This window comes from Amycolatopsis coloradensis (assembly GCF_037997115.1).
Taxonomy (GTDB): Bacteria; Actinomycetota; Actinomycetes; order Mycobacteriales; family Pseudonocardiaceae; genus Amycolatopsis; species Amycolatopsis coloradensis_A.
Window position 1 is genome coordinate 5,696,621 of sequence record NZ_CP150484.1, and the last position, 20,166, is coordinate 5,716,786.

The 20,166-nt window shown below is 69.7% G+C and carries 19 protein-coding genes; 14 read left to right on the top strand and 5 right to left on the bottom strand.

What is annotated here, in order from left to right:
- Positions 1-9: 9 nt before the first annotated feature.
- Positions 10-1,290, bottom strand: coding sequence for a hemolysin family protein (locus tag LCL61_RS26710; RefSeq protein WP_340682260.1), 1,281 nt, complete (start codon positions 1,288-1,290; stop codon positions 10-12).
- A gap of 131 nt (positions 1,291-1,421) precedes the next feature.
- Between LCL61_RS26710 and LCL61_RS26715 the strand changes: the two genes are divergently transcribed.
- Positions 1,422-2,756, top strand: coding sequence for a cytochrome P450 (locus LCL61_RS26715; RefSeq protein ID WP_340682261.1), 1,335 nt, complete (start codon positions 1,422-1,424; stop codon positions 2,754-2,756).
- A gap of 14 nt (positions 2,757-2,770) precedes the next feature.
- Here the strand turns inward: LCL61_RS26715 and LCL61_RS26720 are convergent, their stop codons facing one another.
- Positions 2,771-3,943, bottom strand: a complete 1,173-nt coding sequence (locus tag LCL61_RS26720) for an MFS transporter (RefSeq protein WP_340682262.1) — start codon at positions 3,941-3,943, stop codon at positions 2,771-2,773.
- Positions 3,944-4,098: 155 nt separating this feature from the next.
- A complete protein-coding gene (locus LCL61_RS26725; protein ID WP_340682263.1) occupies positions 4,099-4,551 on the bottom strand; it encodes a carboxymuconolactone decarboxylase family protein in 453 nt (150 codons plus the stop codon).
- 58 nt (positions 4,552-4,609) lie between these two features.
- On the opposite strand from LCL61_RS26725, the gene LCL61_RS26730 reads away from it, so the two are divergent.
- From LCL61_RS26730 to LCL61_RS26770, 9 genes are all read left to right on the top strand, one after another.
- On the top strand, positions 4,610-6,025 hold the full coding sequence (locus tag LCL61_RS26730) for a PLP-dependent aminotransferase family protein (protein ID WP_340682264.1): 1,416 nt from the start codon (positions 4,610-4,612) through the stop codon (positions 6,023-6,025).
- A 133-nt stretch (positions 6,026-6,158) separates the two neighbouring features.
- Complete coding sequence (locus LCL61_RS26735; protein WP_340682265.1) at positions 6,159-6,641, top strand: hypothetical protein; 483 nt, start codon at positions 6,159-6,161, stop codon at positions 6,639-6,641.
- A gap of 79 nt (positions 6,642-6,720) precedes the next feature.
- On the top strand, positions 6,721-7,701 hold the full coding sequence (locus tag LCL61_RS26740; RefSeq protein ID WP_340682266.1) for a helix-turn-helix domain-containing protein: 981 nt from the start codon (positions 6,721-6,723) through the stop codon (positions 7,699-7,701).
- Between the two features lie 40 nt (positions 7,702-7,741).
- Positions 7,742-8,509 (top strand): MoaF C-terminal domain-containing protein, encoded by a 768-nt coding sequence (locus LCL61_RS26745; protein ID WP_340682267.1) that lies wholly within the window; start codon positions 7,742-7,744, stop codon positions 8,507-8,509.
- Between the two features lie 9 nt (positions 8,510-8,518).
- A complete protein-coding gene (locus LCL61_RS26750; protein WP_340682268.1) occupies positions 8,519-8,911 on the top strand; it encodes a nuclear transport factor 2 family protein in 393 nt (130 codons plus the stop codon).
- On the top strand, positions 8,908-10,086 hold the full coding sequence (locus LCL61_RS26755) for an ABC transporter substrate-binding protein (RefSeq protein WP_340682269.1): 1,179 nt from the start codon (positions 8,908-8,910) through the stop codon (positions 10,084-10,086). Before LCL61_RS26750 ends, LCL61_RS26755 begins: the two co-directional genes overlap by 4 nt.
- 88 nt (positions 10,087-10,174) lie before the next feature.
- Entirely contained in the window at positions 10,175-11,035 is an 861-nt protein-coding gene (locus LCL61_RS26760; protein ID WP_340682270.1) for an ABC transporter permease subunit, read from the top strand.
- Complete coding sequence (locus tag LCL61_RS26765) at positions 11,022-12,725, top strand: ABC transporter permease subunit (RefSeq protein ID WP_340682271.1); 1,704 nt, start codon at positions 11,022-11,024, stop codon at positions 12,723-12,725. The genes LCL61_RS26760 and LCL61_RS26765 overlap by 14 nt, the downstream gene beginning before the upstream one ends.
- A complete protein-coding gene (locus tag LCL61_RS26770; RefSeq protein WP_340682272.1) occupies positions 12,722-13,417 on the top strand; it encodes an ABC transporter ATP-binding protein in 696 nt (231 codons plus the stop codon). The genes LCL61_RS26765 and LCL61_RS26770 overlap by 4 nt, the downstream gene beginning before the upstream one ends.
- Before the next feature lie 118 nt (positions 13,418-13,535).
- On the opposite strand, the gene LCL61_RS26775 is transcribed toward LCL61_RS26770, so the two are convergent.
- Together LCL61_RS26775 and LCL61_RS26780 are read right to left on the bottom strand one after the other, a co-directional pair.
- Positions 13,536-14,333: an SDR family oxidoreductase gene (locus LCL61_RS26775; RefSeq protein ID WP_340682273.1), complete on the bottom strand. Its 798-nt coding sequence runs from the start codon at positions 14,331-14,333 to the stop codon at positions 13,536-13,538.
- 14 nt (positions 14,334-14,347) lie between these two features.
- Entirely contained in the window at positions 14,348-15,067 is a 720-nt protein-coding gene (locus LCL61_RS26780) for an SDR family oxidoreductase (RefSeq protein ID WP_340682274.1), read from the bottom strand.
- 114 nt (positions 15,068-15,181) lie between these two features.
- Between LCL61_RS26780 and LCL61_RS26785 the strand changes: the two genes are divergently transcribed.
- The 4 genes from LCL61_RS26785 to LCL61_RS26800 are packed head-to-tail and all read left to right on the top strand — an operon-like array spanning position 15,182 to position 20,116.
- Complete coding sequence (locus LCL61_RS26785) at positions 15,182-17,047, top strand: primary-amine oxidase (protein WP_340682275.1); 1,866 nt, start codon at positions 15,182-15,184, stop codon at positions 17,045-17,047.
- 10 nt (positions 17,048-17,057) lie between these two features.
- Positions 17,058-17,849 (top strand): molybdenum cofactor biosynthesis F family protein, encoded by a 792-nt coding sequence (locus LCL61_RS26790; protein ID WP_340682276.1) that lies wholly within the window; start codon positions 17,058-17,060, stop codon positions 17,847-17,849.
- 3 nt (positions 17,850-17,852) lie between these two features.
- Entirely contained in the window at positions 17,853-19,487 is a 1,635-nt protein-coding gene (locus LCL61_RS26795) for an amidohydrolase (RefSeq protein ID WP_340682277.1), read from the top strand.
- A 41-nt stretch (positions 19,488-19,528) separates the two neighbouring features.
- Positions 19,529-20,116 (top strand): TetR/AcrR family transcriptional regulator, encoded by a 588-nt coding sequence (locus LCL61_RS26800; RefSeq protein WP_126732189.1) that lies wholly within the window; start codon positions 19,529-19,531, stop codon positions 20,114-20,116.
- Positions 20,117-20,166 lie beyond the last annotated feature (50 nt).

Consider the following 20,166-nt stretch of genomic DNA (forward strand, 5'->3'; position numbering starts at 1 on the left):
CGGCGCAACTCACCGCTCCGTGTTCGCTCCACGGTGCAGCGCCACCCGCGTGATCGCGTGATGCTCCACGCCGAGCACCTCGACGGTCCAGCCGGACACCGTCACCCGGTCGCCCGGCTTCTCCGGGATCCGGCCGAGGATCACGAGGATCAGTCCCGCGATCGTCGCGTACTCCCCCGGCGGGGCGTCGCGCAGCTCGACCCCGACGTCGACGAGGTCGTGCACCGGGAAGGTGCCGGGCAGGACCAGGGAACCGTCCGTACCGTCGCGGACGGCCAGCACGTCGCGGTCGGTCTCGTCGTAGATCTCGCCGACGATCTCCTCCAGCAGGTCCTCCAGCGTCACCATGCCCGCGACGGCACCGTGTTCGTCGACGACGAGCGCCATCTGCTCCCGCTCGGCCTTGAACCTCCGCAGCGCGTCCGAGACCCGCAGCGAATCGGGGAACACGACCGCCGGCCGGACGGCCTCGGCGAGGTCTTCGTGCTCGCCGAGCAGATCACGCAGCCGCACGACACCGACGACGTCGTCCAGGTGGCCGCCGCGGGCGACCGGCGCCCGGGAATGGCCGGACTCGGCCAGCTGCCGCCGCGCCGACTCGAGGTCCTGCTCGGCCGCGAGTGTCAGCACCGCCCGGCGAGGGACGAGCACTTCCCGCAGCCGTCGCTCGTGGATCTCCAAGGCGCCGTTGATGATCATGCGCTGCTCGGCGTTAAGGCCGCGTTGCGCCGAGACCAGTTCCCCCAGCTCCTCGGGCGACATCTGATCCGGATCGGCTTCCGCCCGGCCACCCAGCACCCGCACGACGAAGTTCGTCGACACGCTCAGCGCCCACACCACGGGCCTCGAGATCGCCGACAACAGATTCAGCGGGCGCGCCACCAGCAACGCCCACCGCAACGCGTTCTGCATGGCGAGCCGTTTCGGCGCCAGTTCCCCGAGTACCAGGGTCAGGAAGGTGAGGACCATCGTCACCAGCGCGACGGCCACCGCCCCGGCGGTGTCGCCGAGGAAGGCCAGCAACGGCACCAGGGGTTGCGCGAGCGACACCGCCGCCGTCGCCGAAGCGAGGAAACCGGCGAGCGTGATGCCGATCTGGATCGTCGCCAGGAAACGGTTCGGGTCGCGCGCCAGCCGCACCAGCGTGCGGCCGGCCGCGCGACCGTCGCGCTCCAACGCCCGCAACTGCCCCTCACGCAACGAGATCAGCGCCATCTCGCTGCCCGCGAACACCGCGTTGAGCACCACCAGCACCGCGACCAGCGCGATGTCGAAACCGTAGTCGCCCACAAGCACTCCCCGGCCCGCCGGAAGTGCAGAACACTACCGAGCGGACAGCGTGTCCGCAGAAATCGGAGCCGCTGGCTACTGACACGTCGTTCCGATACCTTCGAAGGGGAACCCGCACGGACGGAGTCCTGATGTTCGCACTCAAGACCGCTCCCGCACGGACCTTCCGGCACAAGGCGGAGGCGATCGCCAAACCGGTCACCCGCTGGGGCATCGGTCACGCCATCCCCCGGGTCGCCCTGCGGGCCGCGGCACGCCGGGGCGACCTCCAGGGCAGGCTGTCCGTCGAGGCGAGCGGCGGAGCGGATCTGAGCGGGCTGTTCGACGAGATCCGCTCGCACGGCGCCATCGCCACCACCCGGGTCGGCCATGTCAGCACCCGGCATTCGGCGTGCAAAGAGGTGCTGACCAGCGACGCGTTCAAGACCGTGCGGTTCGTCCCGGACAACCCGCTGCTCAACAAGCTGGTCGCGTGGTCGGCGTCCGGCCTCATCCATCCGATCGAGCCGCCGTCGCTGCTCGCCAGCGAACCGCCCGACCACACGCGCTACCGGAAGCTGGTCACCCGCGTCTTCACCGCCCGCGCGGTCGAGCAGCTGCGCGAGCGCACCCAGGCGATCACCGACGAACTGCTCGACGGCCTCGACCCGGCGAACCCCGTCGATCTCATCGAGCACTACTGCGGGCTCTTGCCGGTCACCGTGATCAGCCAGATCCTCGGCGTCCCCCCGGAGGAACGCGACAAGGTGCTCGCACTGGGCGGCGCAGCGGCCCCGAGCCTCGACCTCGGCCTGCCGTGGCGAACCTTCCGCACGGTGGAGGCGACGCTGGCCGAGTTCGACTCATGGCTCACCGTGCATCTGGAGAAACTGCGGAAGAACCCCGGCGACAACCTGCTCAGCAAGCTGATCGCCGCGCGCGAGGACGGGGTGGGCCTGACCGAGCGGGAACTCAAGGCCACCGCCGGATTGGTCCTGGCGGCCGGCTTCGAAACGACCGTCAACCTCCTCGGCAACGGCATCGCCCTGCTCACCCGGCACCCGGGCGAACTCGCGAAACTGCGGGCGGATCCGGACCTGTGGAGCAACGCCGTCGACGAGATCCTCCGCTACGACCCGCCGGTTCTGCTGACCGGCAGGCTGTCCGCGCGGGACACCGAGATCGGCGGTGCCCGCATCGAGCGCGGCGCGATAGTCACCACCGTGCTCGCGGGCGCCAACCGGGACCCGGAGATCTTCGACGACCCCGCCACCTTCGACGTCGAGCGGGCGAACGCGCGGGATCACGTGTCGTTCGGCGCGGGGCGGCACTACTGTCTCGGCGCTTCGCTGGCGAGGATGGAAGGCGAGATCGGGCTGCGGTCGATCTTCGAGCGCTTCCCGGACCTGCGGCTGCTCGACGGTGCGCGACGGCGGGAGACCCGGATCCTGCGCGGCTTCGAAACGCTCCCCGCCGCGCTCGCGTAAGCGGATCGTTTCGTTCACCCTCTCCGCCGCCCCACCACCGGGACCGCCAGCAGCACCAGTGCTCCGCCGATCCACAGCACACTGACGGTGGCGATGGCGTCGACGGCCAAGCCACCGAAGAGCGCGCCGAGGGCGATGGACAGGTTGAACGCCGACACGTACAGCGAGGAAGCCGCCTCGGTCGCATCCGGCGCGGCGGCGAGGATCCAGGTCTGGAAAGTGACGGGGACGGCGCCGTAGCCCAGCGCCCAGAGGACGAGGATCGCGGCGGCCGAGAAGGTGTTGTTGTCGGTCACGGCGAACACGGCCATGGCCGTCGCGAGAACCACGCCGATCCCGCACACGGTCTGCCGCAGGTACCGGTCGATCAGCGCGCCCGCGAGGAAGTTCCCGCAGACGCCCGCGGCCCCGAAGATCAGCAGCACCACACCGATCATGCCGTCCGCGACGCCGTCTTCCTGAAGGATCGGCCGCACGAAGGTGTAGGCGACGAAGTGACCGGTGATGACCAGGAAGGTCATCGCGATACCCGCGCGGACCGCGGCGTGCGAACGGAACACGCGCGGCAGATCCGCGAAGGTGATCGTCTGGTCCGGCTCCACCTTCGGCATCAGGAAGATCATGCAGGCCAAGGAAATCAGGCCGAGGATGCCCACGGCCGCGAAGGCCGTCCGCCAGCCGCCGAGGTCGCCGATCAGGGTACCGGCGGGCACGCCCAGCACGGACGCCGTCTCGACACCGCCGAAGATGACGGCGGTGGCGCGCGCGACGTGGTGTTTCGGCACCAGGCGCAGCGCGATAGCGCCGGCGAGGGCCCAGAAACCGCCGACGCTGACCCCGATCAGGAAGCGGGCGACGAGAACGACGGCGAAACCGGTGGCGAACGCGGAAGCCAGGTTGGCCGCGCCCACGAGACCGACCAGCACCGCCAGCACCAGCCGCCGATCGGTCCTGCCGATGGCCACGGTCACCAGTGGCGCCGAAATCGCGGCGACCAGACCGGGCACGGTGACCATCAGGCCCGCCGTTCCCGGGGAGATGTCCATTGCCGAGCCGATCGGCGTGAGCAGGCCGACGGGCAGCAGTTCGGAGGTCATCAGGGCGAAGATGCCCAGTGTCACGGCCAGGACGGCGAGCCAGCCCTTGACCGGTGAGTGGCTCCTGGGCAGGGTTTCGGCGGCGGTCACGAGTGAGCCTTTCGAGAGCAAGGGCGATGGCCGCGCGCGAGGTTGCACGGCTGGTTCGGCAGGCCGACTTGGGAATCGAGCCACAGCGGGTTGTCCGNCCGGCGCGATGCGTCGCCGCGCGCGAGCGGCCATCGCCCTTGGTGTGCGGGGAGCGGTTATTCGGTGCCTGGCGTCTTGCGAGTGGTCACGTTCATCCGGTTCCAGGCGTTGACCGTGAAGATCAGCGCGATGAGCTGGGCGAGCTCCGCGTCCTCGAAGTGCAGAGCCGCCTGGTCGTACACCGCGTCCGAAACCCCTTGTGGCAGCAGGGTCACGGCTTCGGTGAGAGCGAGCGCCGCCCGCTCCTTCGCGGTGTAGAGGCTTGACTCTTCCCACGCGTTCAGCTGGTTGACGCGCTCTTCGGTTTCGCCCGCCTTGCGCGCGTCGCTGGTGTGGTAGTCGATGCAGTACGCGCACCTGTTGAGCTGGGACGCGCGGATCTGCACGAGTTCGAGGAGGACCGGATCCAGACCGGCGCGGGCCGCGGCGTCCAGGGCCAGCACGGCTTTGAAGACTCGCGGGGCGACGCGGGAGAAATCCATCCGCTCGGGAATGTGCACTGTGGTCATGCCAAGGACACTAGGAGTGCCAGTGACCCACGGTATGGTGCATTCTCGTGGAGATTTCATGGGTCAATTCCCGTCGGCTCGCGGCGTCATGATGGACCGGGGCAGCGATCTGCATCTGGAGCTCGCCGGCAGCGGGAGCGTGCGGTTCCGGCTGATGCGGGCCTTGCGTGAAGCGATCCGGTCCGACCGGCTCGCGCCCGGCACCCGACTGCCGCCCTATCGCGCCCTCGCCGCCGACCTGGGCATCGCCCGCAACACCGTCGCCGACGCGTACGCGGAGCTGGCGGAAGAAGGCTGGCTCATCACCCGCCAAGGGTCGGGCACGCGCGTCGCGCATCGCGCCACGCCGCTGGAACCCGGCCGCTCACGGGGACCGGCGCGCCCGGCCTCACGGCGCGTCGTCCACGACCTGATGCCCAGTTCCCCGGACGCCTCCGCCTTCCCACGCTCGGCCTGGGCGGCTTCGGCCCGGCGGGCGCTCGCGACCGCTCCCAACGAGGCCTTCGGCGCCGGTGATCCTCGCGGCAGGCCGGAGTTGCGCGCGGCTCTGGTGGAGTATCTGGCGCGGACCAGAGGGGTACGCACGGAACCGGACCGGCTCGTGGTCTGCTCCGGATTCGCGCACGGGCTGACCCTGCTGCGCCGGGTCCTGCGCGGCCCTGTCGCCGTGGAGTCCTACGGACTCGAGTTCCACCGCTCGCTGCTCGAAGAGGCCGGGCTGAAAACGGTGCCGTTGACGGTGGACGCCCACGGAGCACGCGTCGAGGAACTCGACGGCACCGGCGCGGACGCCGTCCTGCTGACACCCGCCCACCAGTACCCGATGGGAGGCGCTCTGCGTCCGGAGCGCCGGGCCGCGGTCATCGACTGGGCGCGCGCGACCGGCGGCCTGCTCCTCGAAGACGATTACGACGGCGAGTTCCGCTACGACCGCGAGCCGGTCGGCGCCGTACAAGGTCTCGACCCCGATCACGTCGTCTATTTCGGTTCGGCGAGCAAGAGCCTCTCCCCCGCGCTCCGGCTCGGCTGGCTGGCCGTACCCGGCTGGTTGGCGGACGAGGTCGTCGCCGCCAAGGGACCGCGGGAGATCTGGTCGGGCGTCGTCGATCAGCTCACCCTCGCCGACTTCATCACCTGCGGCGCCTACGACCGGCATCTGCGCCGGATGCGGAAGGTCTACCGGCACCGTCGCGACCTGCTCACGACCACCCTCGCCGAACGCGCCCCGCACATCACGGTCAGCGGAATCGCCGCGGGGCTGCACGCCGTGCTCGAACTGCCCGCAGGTACCGAGGAAGCCGCACTGCGCGCCGCACGGCGTCAGGGGCTCGCTCTCGACGGCCTCGCCGCTTATCCGCATCCGGACAGCGCGATGCCCCGGCGCGAGGGTTTGGTCATCGGGTACGGCACCCCCTCCGAACACGCCTTCGGTGCCGCACTGGACGCCCTTTGTCTCACCTTGCCCGACCGGTGACGGCCGGGCGTCCACAAAGGACGGCAAGGTTCGCTCGCGAGTGATCGACCGACCACGGGCCCGTCTCGACGCAGGCGGCAAGCGGGCATTTTTACCGGACCACCGACGGAAACCGGCCAGTAACCTCACGCCCGTGGAGACGGACCGCGAGGGCAAGGAAGCACCGGAGCTGCCTGCCTTCACCGTCGGCGGATGCCTCCTGGGCTTCTTCATGACCATCCTGGTCCTGATCGGCCCGGGCCTGCTCTGGATCAGCAGCTACTTCGAACCCGGCGACGACGACCGCTTCGTGGTCATCGCCATGGGCGTCGTGTTCACGCTCGGCGGGCTGGGCACCGTCGGCTCACACCTCAGGCAGAACGCCAAGGCTCGCGAGGCCCACCGCGGGCTCGACCGGTCCGGGGTCCGCGCGAACGCCGAAGTCGTTTCCAGGAAACGGATCTGGGTCGGCGAGGTGAGCACACCCGCGGACGACGTCGACCTCGTCGTCACCGGCCCGGGAGTGACTCCGTTCAGTGCGCGCGTCCTCACCGAAGACGTCGGCCGCTACGAAACGGGCACGGTGGTACCCGTCGACGTGGACCCGAGGACCCTCCTGTTCCGCCTCGCCGACTGACCTCGCCGCGATCATTGCCCGGCAGCATCGTATCGCTTATCGTATATGAAATTCACCCCCCGATGCTGCGAGGTGACCCGTGACCACCGCCACCGCCGACCCGACCACCACCACGGTCGCGCGAGATTTCACCGATTTCCGCACGGTGGTGTCGCAGTCCTTCGTGCCGCTGCACGTGACGAGCGAGCACCGGGACCACTTCCGCGGTCGCATCCGCTCGTGCGGCGCGGACGACGTCCAGCTGACCGAGGTGACCGCGTCGGCGCACGTGGTCGAACGGACGCCCGAGCTCATCGCCAGGGCGGACAGGCACTACTACAAGCTGAGCCTGATCCTGTCCGGCACCGGGCTCCTGGTCCAGGACGACCGCGAGGCGATGCTGCGCCCCGGGGACGTGGCGTTGTACGACACGCACCGGCCGTACACCTTGGCGTTCGAGGAGGATTTCCGCACGCTCGTGGTGATGTTCCCGCAGCGGCTCATCGATCTCCCCCGCGACCTGGTCGGCCAGCTGACCGCGGTACCCATGTCGGGCAAGCGGGGCATGGGCAACGTGGTGGTGCCCTTCCTCGCGCAACTCGGCAGCAACCTCGACCAGCTCGGCGGGCCGGCGGGCGTCCGGCTCGCGCATACGGCGGTCGATCTGCTCGCCACGCTGTTCGCCAGCGAACTGGACCTCGCCCGCGCGACCGCCGGGCCGCACCACGAGCTGATGCGCCGCGTACTCGCCTACATCGACTCGAACCTCTCCTCCACCGACCTCGGCCCGGCGCAGATCGCGGCCGAGCACTACATCTCCACCCGGCATCTGCACGGCCTCTTCCACGAACAGGGCACGACCGTCTCGGGCTGGATCCGCACCCGGCGGCTCGAACACTGCCGCCGCGAATTGCTCGACCCGGTGCACCTTTCCCGGCCCGTCGCGGCCATCGCGGCGAAGTGGGGTTTCGTCGACGCGCCGCATTTCAGCCGGGTGTTCAAGACGGAATTCGGCTGCTCGCCGAGCGAACTGCGCCGCGGCTTGACCGTGAGCGACCGGTTGTTGCCGCCCAGCGCGTGACAGCTGGCGTCGCCGGTGCGGTCGCCTCGACGATGACCGCATGCCCGAAGCACCCGAGGAACAGTGGCGCACCTATGACGAGTTCGCCGCCGGAATAGCCACCTACCGCCTGCCGAACGCGGACCTGTCGGGACGCGAGCTCACCGTCACCCTCGACGACGGAAAGACGCTCGCGCTGCGATTCGAGGACGCTGAAACCGTCACCTGCAACGGAATCAAGGATCCGTACGACGCGGTCGCCGTCCGGGAAGACGTTTTCTTCGTCAATCTCCCACACATCAGCGTGGAAGGTGAAGCGCTCACCGTCGTCTTTTCCACGACGACGCATCGCGCGCTCGCCGTGCGCTCGGTCATCGGCGCCGAGGACGTCGAAGGCGTTCCCCGTGTCTCGCAGACGTTCTGGTCCGGCACGACCGGCGCGGGCACGCCGACCGGCGAGGTACCGGGTCCGTCGCGCGACCTGATCGGCAAGCGCAACATCTACCGCTACAGCCCCGAACACCTCTACGAGCACGTGTACGTGTCCTCGCAACGCTATGCCTGGCAATGCCTCGAAGGTGTGCAGCGCGGTCACGGGGACATGGACTTGTCGACGGTGTGGAAGTTCCAGGACGGGCTCTACCTGTTCTGTTTCCGCGAATTCCGCATCGCCGTGGCCAGCGTGTGGTTGCACGACCTCGGCTACGCGCTGAAGACCACCGGCGTCTTCCTCGGCCTGACCGGCGACGGCCGGTCGGAACACTCCCGCGCGGGCGGGCACATCTACCCACTCGGCGCCGTCGACTATCCCGACGCGCAACCGGTCTAAGGAGCCTCAGTGTCCAATCTAGACATCATCGCCGCGCACTACGCCGCGAGCGACCGGGGCGATCTGGCGGGCATGCTGGCCCCGCTCGGTCCCGGGACCACTTGGACGGAGGCGGCCGGTTTCCCCTACGCCGGCACCTACACCGGCCCCGGAGAAGTACGGGACAACGTCTTCGGCGCGATCGCGAGGGAGTGGGACGGCTACACCTTCACCCTCGGCGACCTTTTCGACGCCGGTGACGCGGTGATCGGCATCGGGACCTACGAGGGCAAGCACCGCGGGACCGGTCGCTCGTTCACCGCCCGCGTCGCGCACGTGTGGAAGTTCGCCGACGGCAAGGTCACTTCGTTCGAGCAGATCGTCGACTCGGTCCCCGTCGTGAACGCCATGGAGAACCGGTGAAACCCGCGCGGCGCCTCGTCGCCCTCGCCGCCGTGGTCCTGCTCGCCACAGCAGGCTGCGCCGGCTCCGAAAGCGGTTCGAGCGGGCCGATCGTGGTCGGTTCGGTCAACGCGCTGAGCGGCGCGGCCACGTTCCCCGAGGCCTCCCAGGCGGCCAAGGCGGTCTTCGACGCGGCCAACGCGAGCGGCGGCGTGAACGGCAGACAGATCCAGTACAAGGCCCTCGACGACAAGGGTGACCCGGCAGCAGCCGCCGCCGCGGCCCGCGAGGTCGTCGGCCGGGACGAGGCGGTGGCGCTCGTCGGTTCGTCCAGCCTCATCGAGTGCGAGATCAACAACAAGTACTACGAACAGCAGAAGATCCTGTCCATGCAGGGTATCGGCGTGGACCCGGCCTGTTTCTCCAGCCCGAACATCGCCCCGGTCAACGTCGGCCCGTACCACGACATGACGCTGACCCTGCTCTACGGCTCGGAAACCCTGAAGCTGAACGACATCTGCGCGCTGCTGGAGATCGCGGGCAACACGCTGCCGTCGTACCAGGCGGCGATCGACGAGTGGTCGGCCATCACCGGCAAGAAGCTCAGGTACCTCGACGCGACCGTGCCCTACGGCGGTTCCGACTACACCTCCTACATCGTCAAGGCGCGCAACGCAGGGTGCAAGGCGATCACGGTGAACCCGGTCGAGCCGGATTCCATCGGGCAACTCAAGGCCGCCGCGGCGCAGGGCTGGAACGACGTCACGTGGCTGCTGCTCACCAGCGTCTACAGCGAGAACTACGCCAAGGCCATCACCAACGCCGGCGCCGGGGTGTACGTGCCCGCCGAGTTCTACCCGTTCACCGACACGACCAGCCCGCAGAACAAGGACTGGCGCGAGCTGATGACCAAGAACAACATCCCGCTGACCTCGTTCAGCCAGGGCGGTTACCTGGCGGCGAAGTACTTCCTCGACGTCATCCGCGGGATCCAAGGTGACATCACCCGCGAATCGGTGACCAAGGCACTGCGCGAGATGAAGCCGATCACCGACCCGATGGTCGGTACACCGTACGTCTTCGGCCCCGGCCAGACACACCACGACAACACCGCGGGCTGGCCGATCAAGCTCACCTCCGGCACCAACAAATGGGAACTCGCCGCCGACGACTGGCTGCGGATTCCCAAGAAGTAACGGGAACACGGCTGGCGGGGGTCGTGAGTGATAAGTGTCGTTCTAACGACACTCATCACTCACGAGCCTCCCTCACACAGGAGGAAACATGCTGCAGGGAGCGCTGGCAGGCTTGGCCGCCGGCGGACTGTACGCGGTGTTGGCGGTGTGCCTGACGCTGATGTCGCGCCTGGTACGGGTGGTGAACTTCGCCCAGTCGGCCACCGGGATGTTCGGCTGCTACGTGGCGGTGTTCCTGTCCGTCCACGCGGGACTGCCGACGTGGCTGGCCACGGTGGTAGGAATCGTGCTCGGCGGGCTGCTGAGCGCGCTGCTCGGCTGGATCGTGTCCACCTGGCTCGCCGAGGCGGACACCGGCACCCGATCGGCGGTCACCGTGGCGGTGCTGCTCCTGCTGATCTCGTTGTCGTTCATCCTGTTCGGCAACAAGCCACAGCCGTTCCACCCGATCCTGGACGGTCCGGCGGTCACCGTCGGCGGCGTGGTGATCAGCCAAGTCACCGTGGTCACGGTCGCGCTGGCCGTCCTCGTGGCGGTGGCCAGCCGGATCGTGCTGAGCCGGACCCCGGCGGGGGTCCGGCTCAGGGCGCTGTCCGAACGCCCGACCACGGCGGAGCTGCTGGGCATCCCGGCGAAACGGCTCAGTGTCGCGGTGTGGGCGGTCACCGGGGTGGTCAGCACGCTGGTGATCTCGATCGTGGCGCCGTCGCAGTCCAACGACGCGACGTCGCTGGCGATGCTCGTGGTCCCCGCGGCCGCGGCCGCCCTGCTCGGCGGATTCCGCCGTCTCGACCTCGCGGTCGCGGGCGGGCTGGGCCTCGGCCTGATCCAGGGCGCGGCCGCGCAGGTCGACGGCCTTTCGGTGGTGCGGTATTTCCTGCCGTTCGCGGTCATCGTCGCGCTGCTGCTCTGGTCGCAGCGCAAGGAGGTGTGGGATGCGGCTCGCTGAACGCGGGATTCCGTTCGCGGTCGCCATCGTGGCGATCGCCGTGGGGTACGGCCTGAGCGTCGGGCTCGACGGGTACTTCGTCTACCTCGGCATGAGCGCCGTCGTCGCCGGGATCTCCCTGCTCGGGCTCGGCGTGGTCACCGGCAGCGCGGGCATGATCTCCCTGTGCCAGCTGACCTTCGGCGCCGTCGGCGCCTGGACGGTGTCGGCCTTGAACGAGGCGCAGGCGCCCGGCGGGTTCCTCACCTGGCTGGTGCTCGGCGGTCTCGCCGCCGGGGTGGTCGGAGTGCTCGTCGGACTGCCGGCGCTGCGGCTGCGCGGGATCAACCTCGCCGTCGTCACGCTGGGGCTCGCCGCGGCGGCCGACCTCGCGCTGGTCCAGCTCCAGTTCCCCGGCGTCTCCGGCGGGATCTCGGTCGAACGGCCGGACGCCTTCTCCGACGACCGGGCCTACTTCCAGCTCGCCGTCGTGGTGCTGGTGCTCTGCTGCCTCGCCGTGCACTTCCTGCGCCGCGGGCGCTGGGGCAGCGCCTGGCAGGCGGTGGCGTTCTCCGAACGCGGCACGGCCGCCGCCGGGACGAGCGTGCGAACGTCGAAGCTGACCGCGTTCGCGGTGAGCGCCACCCTCGGCGGGATCAGCGGCGGCCTGCTCACCGGGCAGGTCGGGCTCGCCTTCCCGGCCAGTTTCACCGCGATCCAGTCGCTGGCGCTGTACGTGCTGGCGATCATGTCGGGCGCGCACCTGATCGACATGGCCGTGTTCGGCGCGGTGCTGTGGGTCGGGGTGCCTGAACTGCTGAAACGCTGGGGAATCCCGCAGGACTGGGGTTTCGTGGTGTTCGGCGTGCTCGGGGTCCAGGCGCTGGCCGGCGGCGGGAACCTGGGCACCACGGTGCGCCAGGTGTGGTACCGGCGCGCCAGGAAGGAACCGGCGAAACTCGATCTCGCGGCCGGGACGAGCGCGGTGGAACCGGTCTCACCTGGTCCACCGGTGCTCACCGTACGCGGGCTGAGCGTGAACTTCGGCCACGTGGCCGCACTGTCCTCAGTGGACATATCGGTCCCGGAACACGGGGTGCTCGGCGTCATCGGGCCGAACGGTGCGGGGAAGTCGACGCTGGTCGACGCGATCAGCGGCTTCCTGCCGAACGCCGAGGGCCAGGTGGAGCTCGGCGGCAGCCCGCTGACCGGGTCGCCGTCGAACCGGGCCCGCGCCGGGTTGCGCCGGACGTTCCAGCAGGATCGCGTCCCGCCGGGGCTGACGGTCGGGGCGTACCTCAAGTTCCTCGCCAGGCGGCGGCTCACCGCCGACGAGATCGGCGAGGCGCTGGACTTCTTCGGCTGCCCGGCCGCCCGCACTCCGCTGTCGCAAGTGGACGTCGGCGCGCGCAGGCTGGTCGAGGTCGTCGGGCATCTGCTGGCGCGGCCGCGTGTACTGCTGCTCGACGAGCCCGCCGCGGGACTTCCGCACGAGGAACACGTCGCCTTCGGGGAACGGCTGCGGCAGGTCCCCGCGCGGTTCGGGGTGTCGGTGCTGCTCATCGAGCACGACCTCGACCTGGTGCGCTCGGTCTGCGACACGATCACCGTCCTGGACTTCGGCCGCGTGCTGGCCTCCGGTCCGCAGGCCGAAGTGCTCGCCGATCCCGCCGTGCTCAAGGCGTACATGGGTGAAACGGAGATGCTGTGAACGCTTTGCGGATAGCGGGGCTGACGGTCACCCGCGGTGCGGGACCGGTGATCCGGGACGTCGACCTGACTCTGGAGCCGGGGCGGATCACGGCGCTCGTCGGCCCGAACGGCGCCGGCAAGACCAGCCTGCTGGAGGCCGTCTCCGGCGTGGTCCCCGCCTCGGCCGGAACCGTCCACATCGGATCCGACGAGATCACGAAGCAGTCGCGGGTCTCCCGTGCGCGGCGGGGTCTGGCGCATATCGAGCAGGGGCGCGCGGTCTTCGGCGGCCTGACCGTGCTGGAGAACCTGATGCTGACCGCGCGCACCCGCGCGCGGGCCGACGAACTGTTCGAGCTGTTCCCGGAACTGGAGAAGCGCCGCGATTCACCGGCCGCGCTGCTCAGCGGCGGCGAACAGCAGATGGTGGTGCTGGCCCGCGCGTTCGCCGCGCGGCCGTCGTTCCTGCTGATCGACGAGATGTCACTGGGCCTGGCGCCCGTGGTGTTCACGCGGCTGCTGCCGATGGTGACCCGGTTCGCCGAGGAGGGCGCGGCGATCCTGTTGGTCGAGCAGTTCACGCATCTGGCCCTCGGGGTGGCGAGCGACGCGCTGGTGGTCTCTTCGGGGCGGGTCACCTATGCGGGTTCCGCGCAGGGCCTGCTGGACTCGCCGGGGACTCTGCACGCGGCCTACCTCGGCGAATCCTGACCGTTCGGAAGTCCGTGAAGGCCTCCTTCCCTACTCTCAAGGTAGGGAAGGAGGCCTTCACGNCCTCCTTCCCTACTCTCAAGGTAGGGAAGGAGGCCTTCACGGAGTCCGCACCCGTCTAAGAACCCATCCCCGCCCGTTCGAAGGCCAGCGTCGGGAGATCGACGGCGTGCGCCCCGCCGTCCGCCACGATCACCGCGCCGGTGATGTACGAAGACTCCGAAGACCCCAGGAACCGCACGATCGACGCGATCTCCTCCGGTTCGGCGGGACGGCGCAGCGGGACCTCGGCGGTGACGCGCCGGTAGCCCTCGTCGTGGCCGCCGTCGAAGCCCGCCGCCTCGGCGAACTGGTCCATTTCGCCGTCCGCCATCGGGGTCCGCACCCAGCCGGGGCAGACCGCGTTCGCGCGCACGCCCTTCGGCCCGTAATCGCGGGCGATCGAGCGCGTCAGGCCGATCAGCGCGTGCTTCGCGACGGTGTAGCCGGCGACGTTCGGCCCGGCGAACAACCCCGCCAGCGAGGACACGATGACCACCTGACCGCCGGTTTCGACCAGCGAGGGCAGTGTGGCCCGGCAGAACACGAAAGCGCTGGACAGGTTCGAGCGCAGCGCCAGTTCCCATTCCTCGTCGCCGGTGTCGACCACCGAGGACAACCCGTGCCCGCCGGCGTTGGCCACCACGACGTCCAGCCTGCCGAACTTGCCGACGATCTCCGCCGCGGCGTTCTCGGCGGCTTCGCGAGCGCTGGCATCGCACGAGATGACGTGCGCGCCGGTTTCGGCGGCCACCTTCTCCAGCGGTTCGAGCCGCCGTCCGAGCACCACCACCTGGGCGCCTTCGTCGGCGTACCGGCGGGCCACCGCGGCGCCGATACCGGTACCGCCACCCGTGATCGCGACAACCTTTTTCACTTGCGGAGTCCTTTCTAAGCGGGAAAACCGGAACGGGCGGAGACGCCGAAGTCGGCGAGCACGGCCTGGCCGTTGACCGCCCGCGAACGCGCGGACGCGAGGTGGAGCACCTGCCAGGCGACCTCTTCGGGAGCCTGCACCGGGAAAGCGGGATCGTCCAGTACGTCGCCGAGATCGCCGCGCGCCATCGGGGTGTCGACCACCGACGGGCAGACGCAGTTCACCCGGACACCGGGAAGATCGACGGCGAGAGCCCTGGTCATCGCGACCACGGCGCCCTTCGAAGCGCAGTACGGGACCATGCCGGGCGCGCTGGTGAACGCCGAGTCGCTGGCCAGCAGCACCACCGAGCCACCCGACGCGGTGAGCCACGGCGCGGCGTGTTTGACCAGCAGGAACTGGCCGGTGACGTTGATCGCCATGAGCGCGGCGAAATCCGCCGCCGAGGTTTCGGTGACCGGTGTGCCCACCGGTCCGGAGATCCCCGCGCAGCCCACCACGACGTCGAGTCCGCCGAACCGGCTCGCCACGGCATCGACGGCGGCCGCCATCGACGGCTCGTCGGTCACGTCGGCGTGGAGCGCCAGGAGACCGTCGGCCAGTGTGGGGACGGGTGCCCGGTCGAGGGCGCCGACCCGCGCGCCCTCGGCGAGGAAGGCCTGGACGCAGGCAAGGCCGATACCGGATGCCGCGCCGGTCACCAGCACGGCCTTGCCCGCGAGATCCAGACCCATGCCGCCATCCTCCGGTCCGGACCTTTCACGGAGGTTGGCCGTCAGTGCACCCTTCTTGTCGGCAGCCGCATGACGGCCTTTTCAGGGAGAGGTGGACCGGCAAGACTGCGAACCATGACCAGGCCGCATCCACTCGACCCGCTGACCGCCGACGACCTCACCGCAGGCCGCGAGATCCTGGCCGCCGAAGGCCTGCTCGCCGCGACCACGCGGTTCCCGGCCGTGCTGCCGGTGGAGCCCGAGAAGGGCGACGCCGCCCCCGACCGCCGTGTCCAGTACACGCTGCTGGACACCGCGACCGGCGAGGCGCGCGACGTGGTCGTCTCGCTGGCTAAGCGCGAAGTGGTCTCCAACGAGGACTGCGGCGAAGGTCAGCCCGCGTACCTGTTCGAGGAGTACGACCTCGCCGCGTCGATCACCAAGGCGTCACCGGAATGGCAGGCCGCGATGGCGCGGCGCGGGCTCGGCGACCGGATCGAGCACGCCTTCTGCGCTCCCCTGGCCCCCGGCTTCTTCGGCAGGCCCGACGAGACCGGCCGGGTCATCCGCTCGCTGACGTTCCTGCGCGACGACGCGTCCGACAGCCCGTGGGCGCATCCGGTCGAAGGCCTGATCGTGCACATCGACCTGACCGGGCAGCGCGTCATCCGGGTGGAGGACGAGGGCGACGTGCCCGTACCGCCGGAGCACGGCCGCTACGGCGACGTCCCGGCCCGAAGCACGCTCAAGCCGATCGAGATCACCCAGCCGGAGGGGCCGAGCTTCACCGTCGACGGCAACGACGTCACCTGGGAGGGCTGGCAACTCCGCGTCGGCTTCAACGCCCGCGAAGGCCTGACGCTGCACCAGATCAGCTTCCAGGACCGGTCGGTGCTGCACCGCGCGTCGGTACCGGAGATGGTGGTGCCCTACGGCGACACCGCGCCCGGCCGGTTCTGGATCAGCTACTTCGACGCGGGCGAGTACCTGCTCGGCAAGAACGGCAACGATCTGCGGCTGGGCTGCGACTGCCTCGGCGTCATCCACTACTTCCCCGCGTTCGTCGCCGACGACCACGGCCATCCGGTCGAGATCCCCCGCGCGATCTGCATGCACGAGGAGGACTACGGGATCCTCTGGAAGCACACGGATCTCGACGGCCGCGCCGAGGTCCGCCGCTCGCGACGGCTGGTGATCTCGTCGATCTCCACCATCGGCAACTACGACTACGGCTTCTTCTGGTACTTCTACCTCGACGGCACCGTGGAACTGGAGGCGAAGGCCACCGGCATCGTGTTCGCCGGCGCCGCGCACCCCGGCACGGATCACCCGCACGCCAACGAGATCGCGCCCGGCCTGTTCGCGCCGGTGCACCAGCACCTGTTCTGCGCGCGGCTGGACGTGGCGATCGACGGCGAACGCAACTCGCTCGTCGAGGTCGACGTCGAACGCGTCCCCATGGGTGAGCAGAACCCGTACGGGAACGCGTTCACCTGGAAGGAAACCCCGCTGCGGACCGAACAGGAGGCCCGGCGGTTCGCGGATCCGGCCAAGGCGCGTGTCTGGGAGATCCGCAGCGCGGAGCGGACCAACCGGCTCGGCTCGCCGACGGCCTACCAGCTGGTCCCCCGGCCGTCCGCGACCCTGATGGCGCAGCCGGGGTCGACCGTCCACCAGCGGGCGACGTTCGCCACCCGTCACCTGTGGGCGACGCCGTACCGCGCGGACGAACGGTTCCCGGCGGGCGATCGCCCGAACGCGCATCCAGGCGGGGCGGGTCTCCCCGCCTGGACCGCCGCCGACCGCGACCTCGTCGACACCGATCTCGTGCTGTGGCACGTGTTCGGCCCGACCCACATCCCGCGTCCGGAGGACTGGCCGGTCATGCCGGTCGACTACTCCGGTTTCTCCCTGCGCCCGTACGGCTTCCTGGACCGAAACCCGGCCCTCGATCTGCCTTCCGGCGCTGCCGTCGATCACTGTTCCGCCCACGAGCACTAGGACTGCACCGATGCCCGAACTGACCCTGTCCGACACGTCCACGTGGCTGCCGCTCGACGGTCTGGCCCCCGGCTTCGACGCGAACAAGGCGCCCACGGTCGGCGACCTGCACGGCCGCTCGTTCGAACTCGCCTGCGAAGACGGCACCACGTTCACCGCGGCCTTCTCCGGTACCCGGATCGAATGGACCTACCACGGCACGGGCACCGACCGCTGCGAGACGTTCCTGGTCGACGACGACCTGTACTACGTCCAGTTCCATCCGCAGGCCCGGCAGGACGAGGCGTTCACCCTGCTGCTGGACCTGCGCCGCGGCCGCGCCCTCCTGGTGCTGAGCAAGATCGGCGACACCTCGCCCCGCGTCACACAGTCCTTCGTGGCCGCCACGATCGGCGGCATCGAGCCGACCGGGGAATCTCTCGCCCCGACCACGTCGCTGGTCGGGCGCCGGGTGCTGTGGGTGTACAGCACCGAACACGCCTACGAGCACGTGTACCTCAGCCCGCACTGGTACACGTGGCAGTGCCTTGCCGGTCCCGAGCGGGGGCTCGCGGACACCGATGAGAACTCGGTCTACGAGCTGCGGCCGGGTATCTACGTCTTCGCCTGGCGGGAGAAGGTGATCCCGTGCGCCTCGGTGACCGTCGCCGACCATCGTGACGCGAAGCGGCTGCGCTCACACGGTGTCCTTTTCGGACTCGACGCCACCGGGAGCACACCGACCCACTTCACCTTCGGCGCGCACGGCAGGCTGCTGAGCACCACCGCGCACCCCGAGGCCTACGACCCGGCAGGGAGCTGAGCCTTGACCGCCGACATCGTCCTCACCAACGCCACCGTGTACACAGTGGACAGTGGGAGGCCATGGGCATCGTCGCTGGCGATCAAGGACGGCAAGGTGCTGTCCCTGGAGGATATCGAACGCGGGCCGAACACCGAGGTCGTCGACCTCGAAGGCGCGTTCGTGATGCCCGGTCTGGTCGACGTGCACAACCACCACGCCCTCGCCGGGCGCGCGGCCCTCTTCGAGCTGAACTTCGGCCTCGACGCCGGACTGGCCGACATCCTCGCGGCCGTCCGCGCGAGGGCCGCCGGACTCGGGCCGGACGAGTGGGTGGTCGGCGGCGCCTGGGCGTCCACTTTGGTCAGCGCCCTTTCGCGGACTTCGGCCCGGCACGCCCTCGACGAAGCCGCCGGCGGACGCCCGGTCATGCTGTCGGACGACAGCAGGCACAACCGCTGGGTGAGCAGCCGGGCTCTGGAGCTCGCGGGTGTCACGGCCGCGACGCCTGATCCGGCGGGCGGGGAGATCGTCCGCGACCCCTCGACCGGGGAGCCGGTCGGCGTCCTGCTCGAAGCGGCGGGCGTCGCGGTCGAGCGGGCGCTCAGCGAGACACGGACGCTCACCGCGGAGCAGCACGCCGCGGCGTCGCGGCACGGGATCGGAACGCTGCACTCGTACGGGGTCACCGCGTTCCAGGACGCCGGTGTCTCCGCCGACATCCTGCGGGCGCTGAAGTCGCTCGACGACGCGGGTGAACTGCGCGCGTGGGTCGTTTCGTCGCTGCTGATCAACGACCCGATCTTCGGCTTCGACCCGATCGGGGCGCCGTTGCTGGAGGTGGCCGGCCAGTACCGGAGCGAGCATCACCGGCCGGACTTCGTGAAGATCTTCCTCGACGGTGTCCCGCCCACACGGACCGCCGCCTTCCTGGAGCCGTACCTGCCGGACGCCGCACACGGGGCCTGCCATCACGGCGCCACCACCATGCCGGGTGAAGAACTCGTCGGCTGGTTGCGCACCGCGGCCGCGGCGGGGCTCTCGGCCAAGGTCCACTGCACCGGGGACGCGTCGGTGCGCGCGACGCTGGACGCCGTCGAAAAGGTGCGCGCCGAGGGCTTCACCGAAGCGCGGTTCCAGGTCGCGCATGGCCAGTTCGTGCACCCCGACGACCTCCCCCGCTTCGCCGCGCTGGGGGTCGCCGCGGACATCTCGCCGTTCCTGTGGGTCCCCGGCGTCATCCCGGCGGCCATCGCCGAGGTCCTGCCCGGCGAGCGGGCAGGGCGGATGCAGCCGAACCGGTCGCTGCTGGACGAGGGCGCACTGGTCGCGGGCGGTTCGGACTGGCCGGTCAGCGAGTCGCCGAACGCGTGGGAAGGCATCCACGGCCTCGTCACCCGCCAGGATCCGACCGGCACCTTCCCCGGCGCGCTGTGGCCGGAGCAGGCGATCACCCTGGCCGAGGCGATCGAGGTCTTCACGCTGGCCGCCGCCCGCGCCATGGGGCTGGGAGACGTCGCCGGCTCGCTGACCCCCGGGAAGTCGGCGGATTTCGTCGTCCTGGACCGCGACCCGTTCAAAACCGACCCGTCGGCGCTCGTCAAGACAAAGGTGACGCAAACGTGGTTCGCCGGGCACCGCGTGTATCACCAGGCCTGATCTCCTACACTGGTAGAAGAACCAGTGCGGGAGGTCTGCCGATGCCGAAGATCATCGACCACGACGAGCGGCGCAGCCACATCGTCGACGTCACCTGGGATTTGATCACCCAGGGCGGGATCGAGGCCGCCACCATGCGCGAAATCGCCGCGGCCGCCGGCTTCGCCAACGGTGCGCTCAAGCTGTACTTCCCGAGCAAGGAAGACATCATCCAGGCCACCTACGAACGCGCGCTCGGCATGATGCGCGAGTACGTGGAGCTGGACGAGCTGCGCGGGCTGACCGCGCTCCGCGAGCTGTGCGTCTCGTCGATGCCCATCGACGAGGACCGCATCGCCGCGGGGCGCGTCCTGCTCACCTTCTGGCAGCTTTCGCTGACCAATCCGAAACTGCAGGACAAGTACCTCGAACACATCCGCTCGTGGCGGGGCCTGCTGCACCGGTATCTCACCGAAGGCAGGGAAGACGGCGACATCGTCACCGAAACGCCCGACGAGCAGCTGGTCGACGAGGTCGTGCTGATCAACGCCGGGGCGAACGTGATGAGCCTGGTCGCCGGGGAGTTCTCGACGGTCGCCCTGCAGCGGCAGCACCTCGAGTCGTTCTTCGAGCGCCTCACCCGCCCCTGACGCCACGTACTACCGCATTTCGTCCTCTGAATGCGGTAGTACGTAGCGCC

Excerpts from the sequence above, each read along its gene's own strand:
- LCL61_RS26715 (WP_340682261.1), top strand. The coding sequence starts at position 1,422 with ATGTTCGCACTCAAGACCGCTCCCGCACGGACCTTCCGGCACAAGGCG.
- LCL61_RS26725 (WP_340682263.1), bottom strand. The coding sequence starts at position 4,551 with ATGACCACAGTGCACATTCCCGAGCGGATGGATTTCTCCCGCGTCGCC.
- LCL61_RS26730 (WP_340682264.1), top strand. The coding sequence starts at position 4,610 with ATGGGTCAATTCCCGTCGGCTCGCGGCGTCATGATGGACCGGGGCAGC.
- LCL61_RS26745 (WP_340682267.1), top strand. The coding sequence starts at position 7,742 with ATGCCCGAAGCACCCGAGGAACAGTGGCGCACCTATGACGAGTTCGCC.
- LCL61_RS26760 (WP_340682270.1), top strand. The coding sequence starts at position 10,175 with ATGCTGCAGGGAGCGCTGGCAGGCTTGGCCGCCGGCGGACTGTACGCG.
- LCL61_RS26765 (WP_340682271.1), top strand. The coding sequence starts at position 11,022 with ATGCGGCTCGCTGAACGCGGGATTCCGTTCGCGGTCGCCATCGTGGCG.
- LCL61_RS26780 (WP_340682274.1), bottom strand. The coding sequence starts at position 15,067 with ATGGGTCTGGATCTCGCGGGCAAGGCCGTGCTGGTGACCGGCGCGGCA.
- LCL61_RS26785 (WP_340682275.1), top strand. The coding sequence starts at position 15,182 with ATGACCAGGCCGCATCCACTCGACCCGCTGACCGCCGACGACCTCACC.
- LCL61_RS26790 (WP_340682276.1), top strand. The coding sequence starts at position 17,058 with ATGCCCGAACTGACCCTGTCCGACACGTCCACGTGGCTGCCGCTCGAC.
- LCL61_RS26800 (WP_126732189.1), top strand. The coding sequence starts at position 19,529 with ATGCCGAAGATCATCGACCACGACGAGCGGCGCAGCCACATCGTCGAC.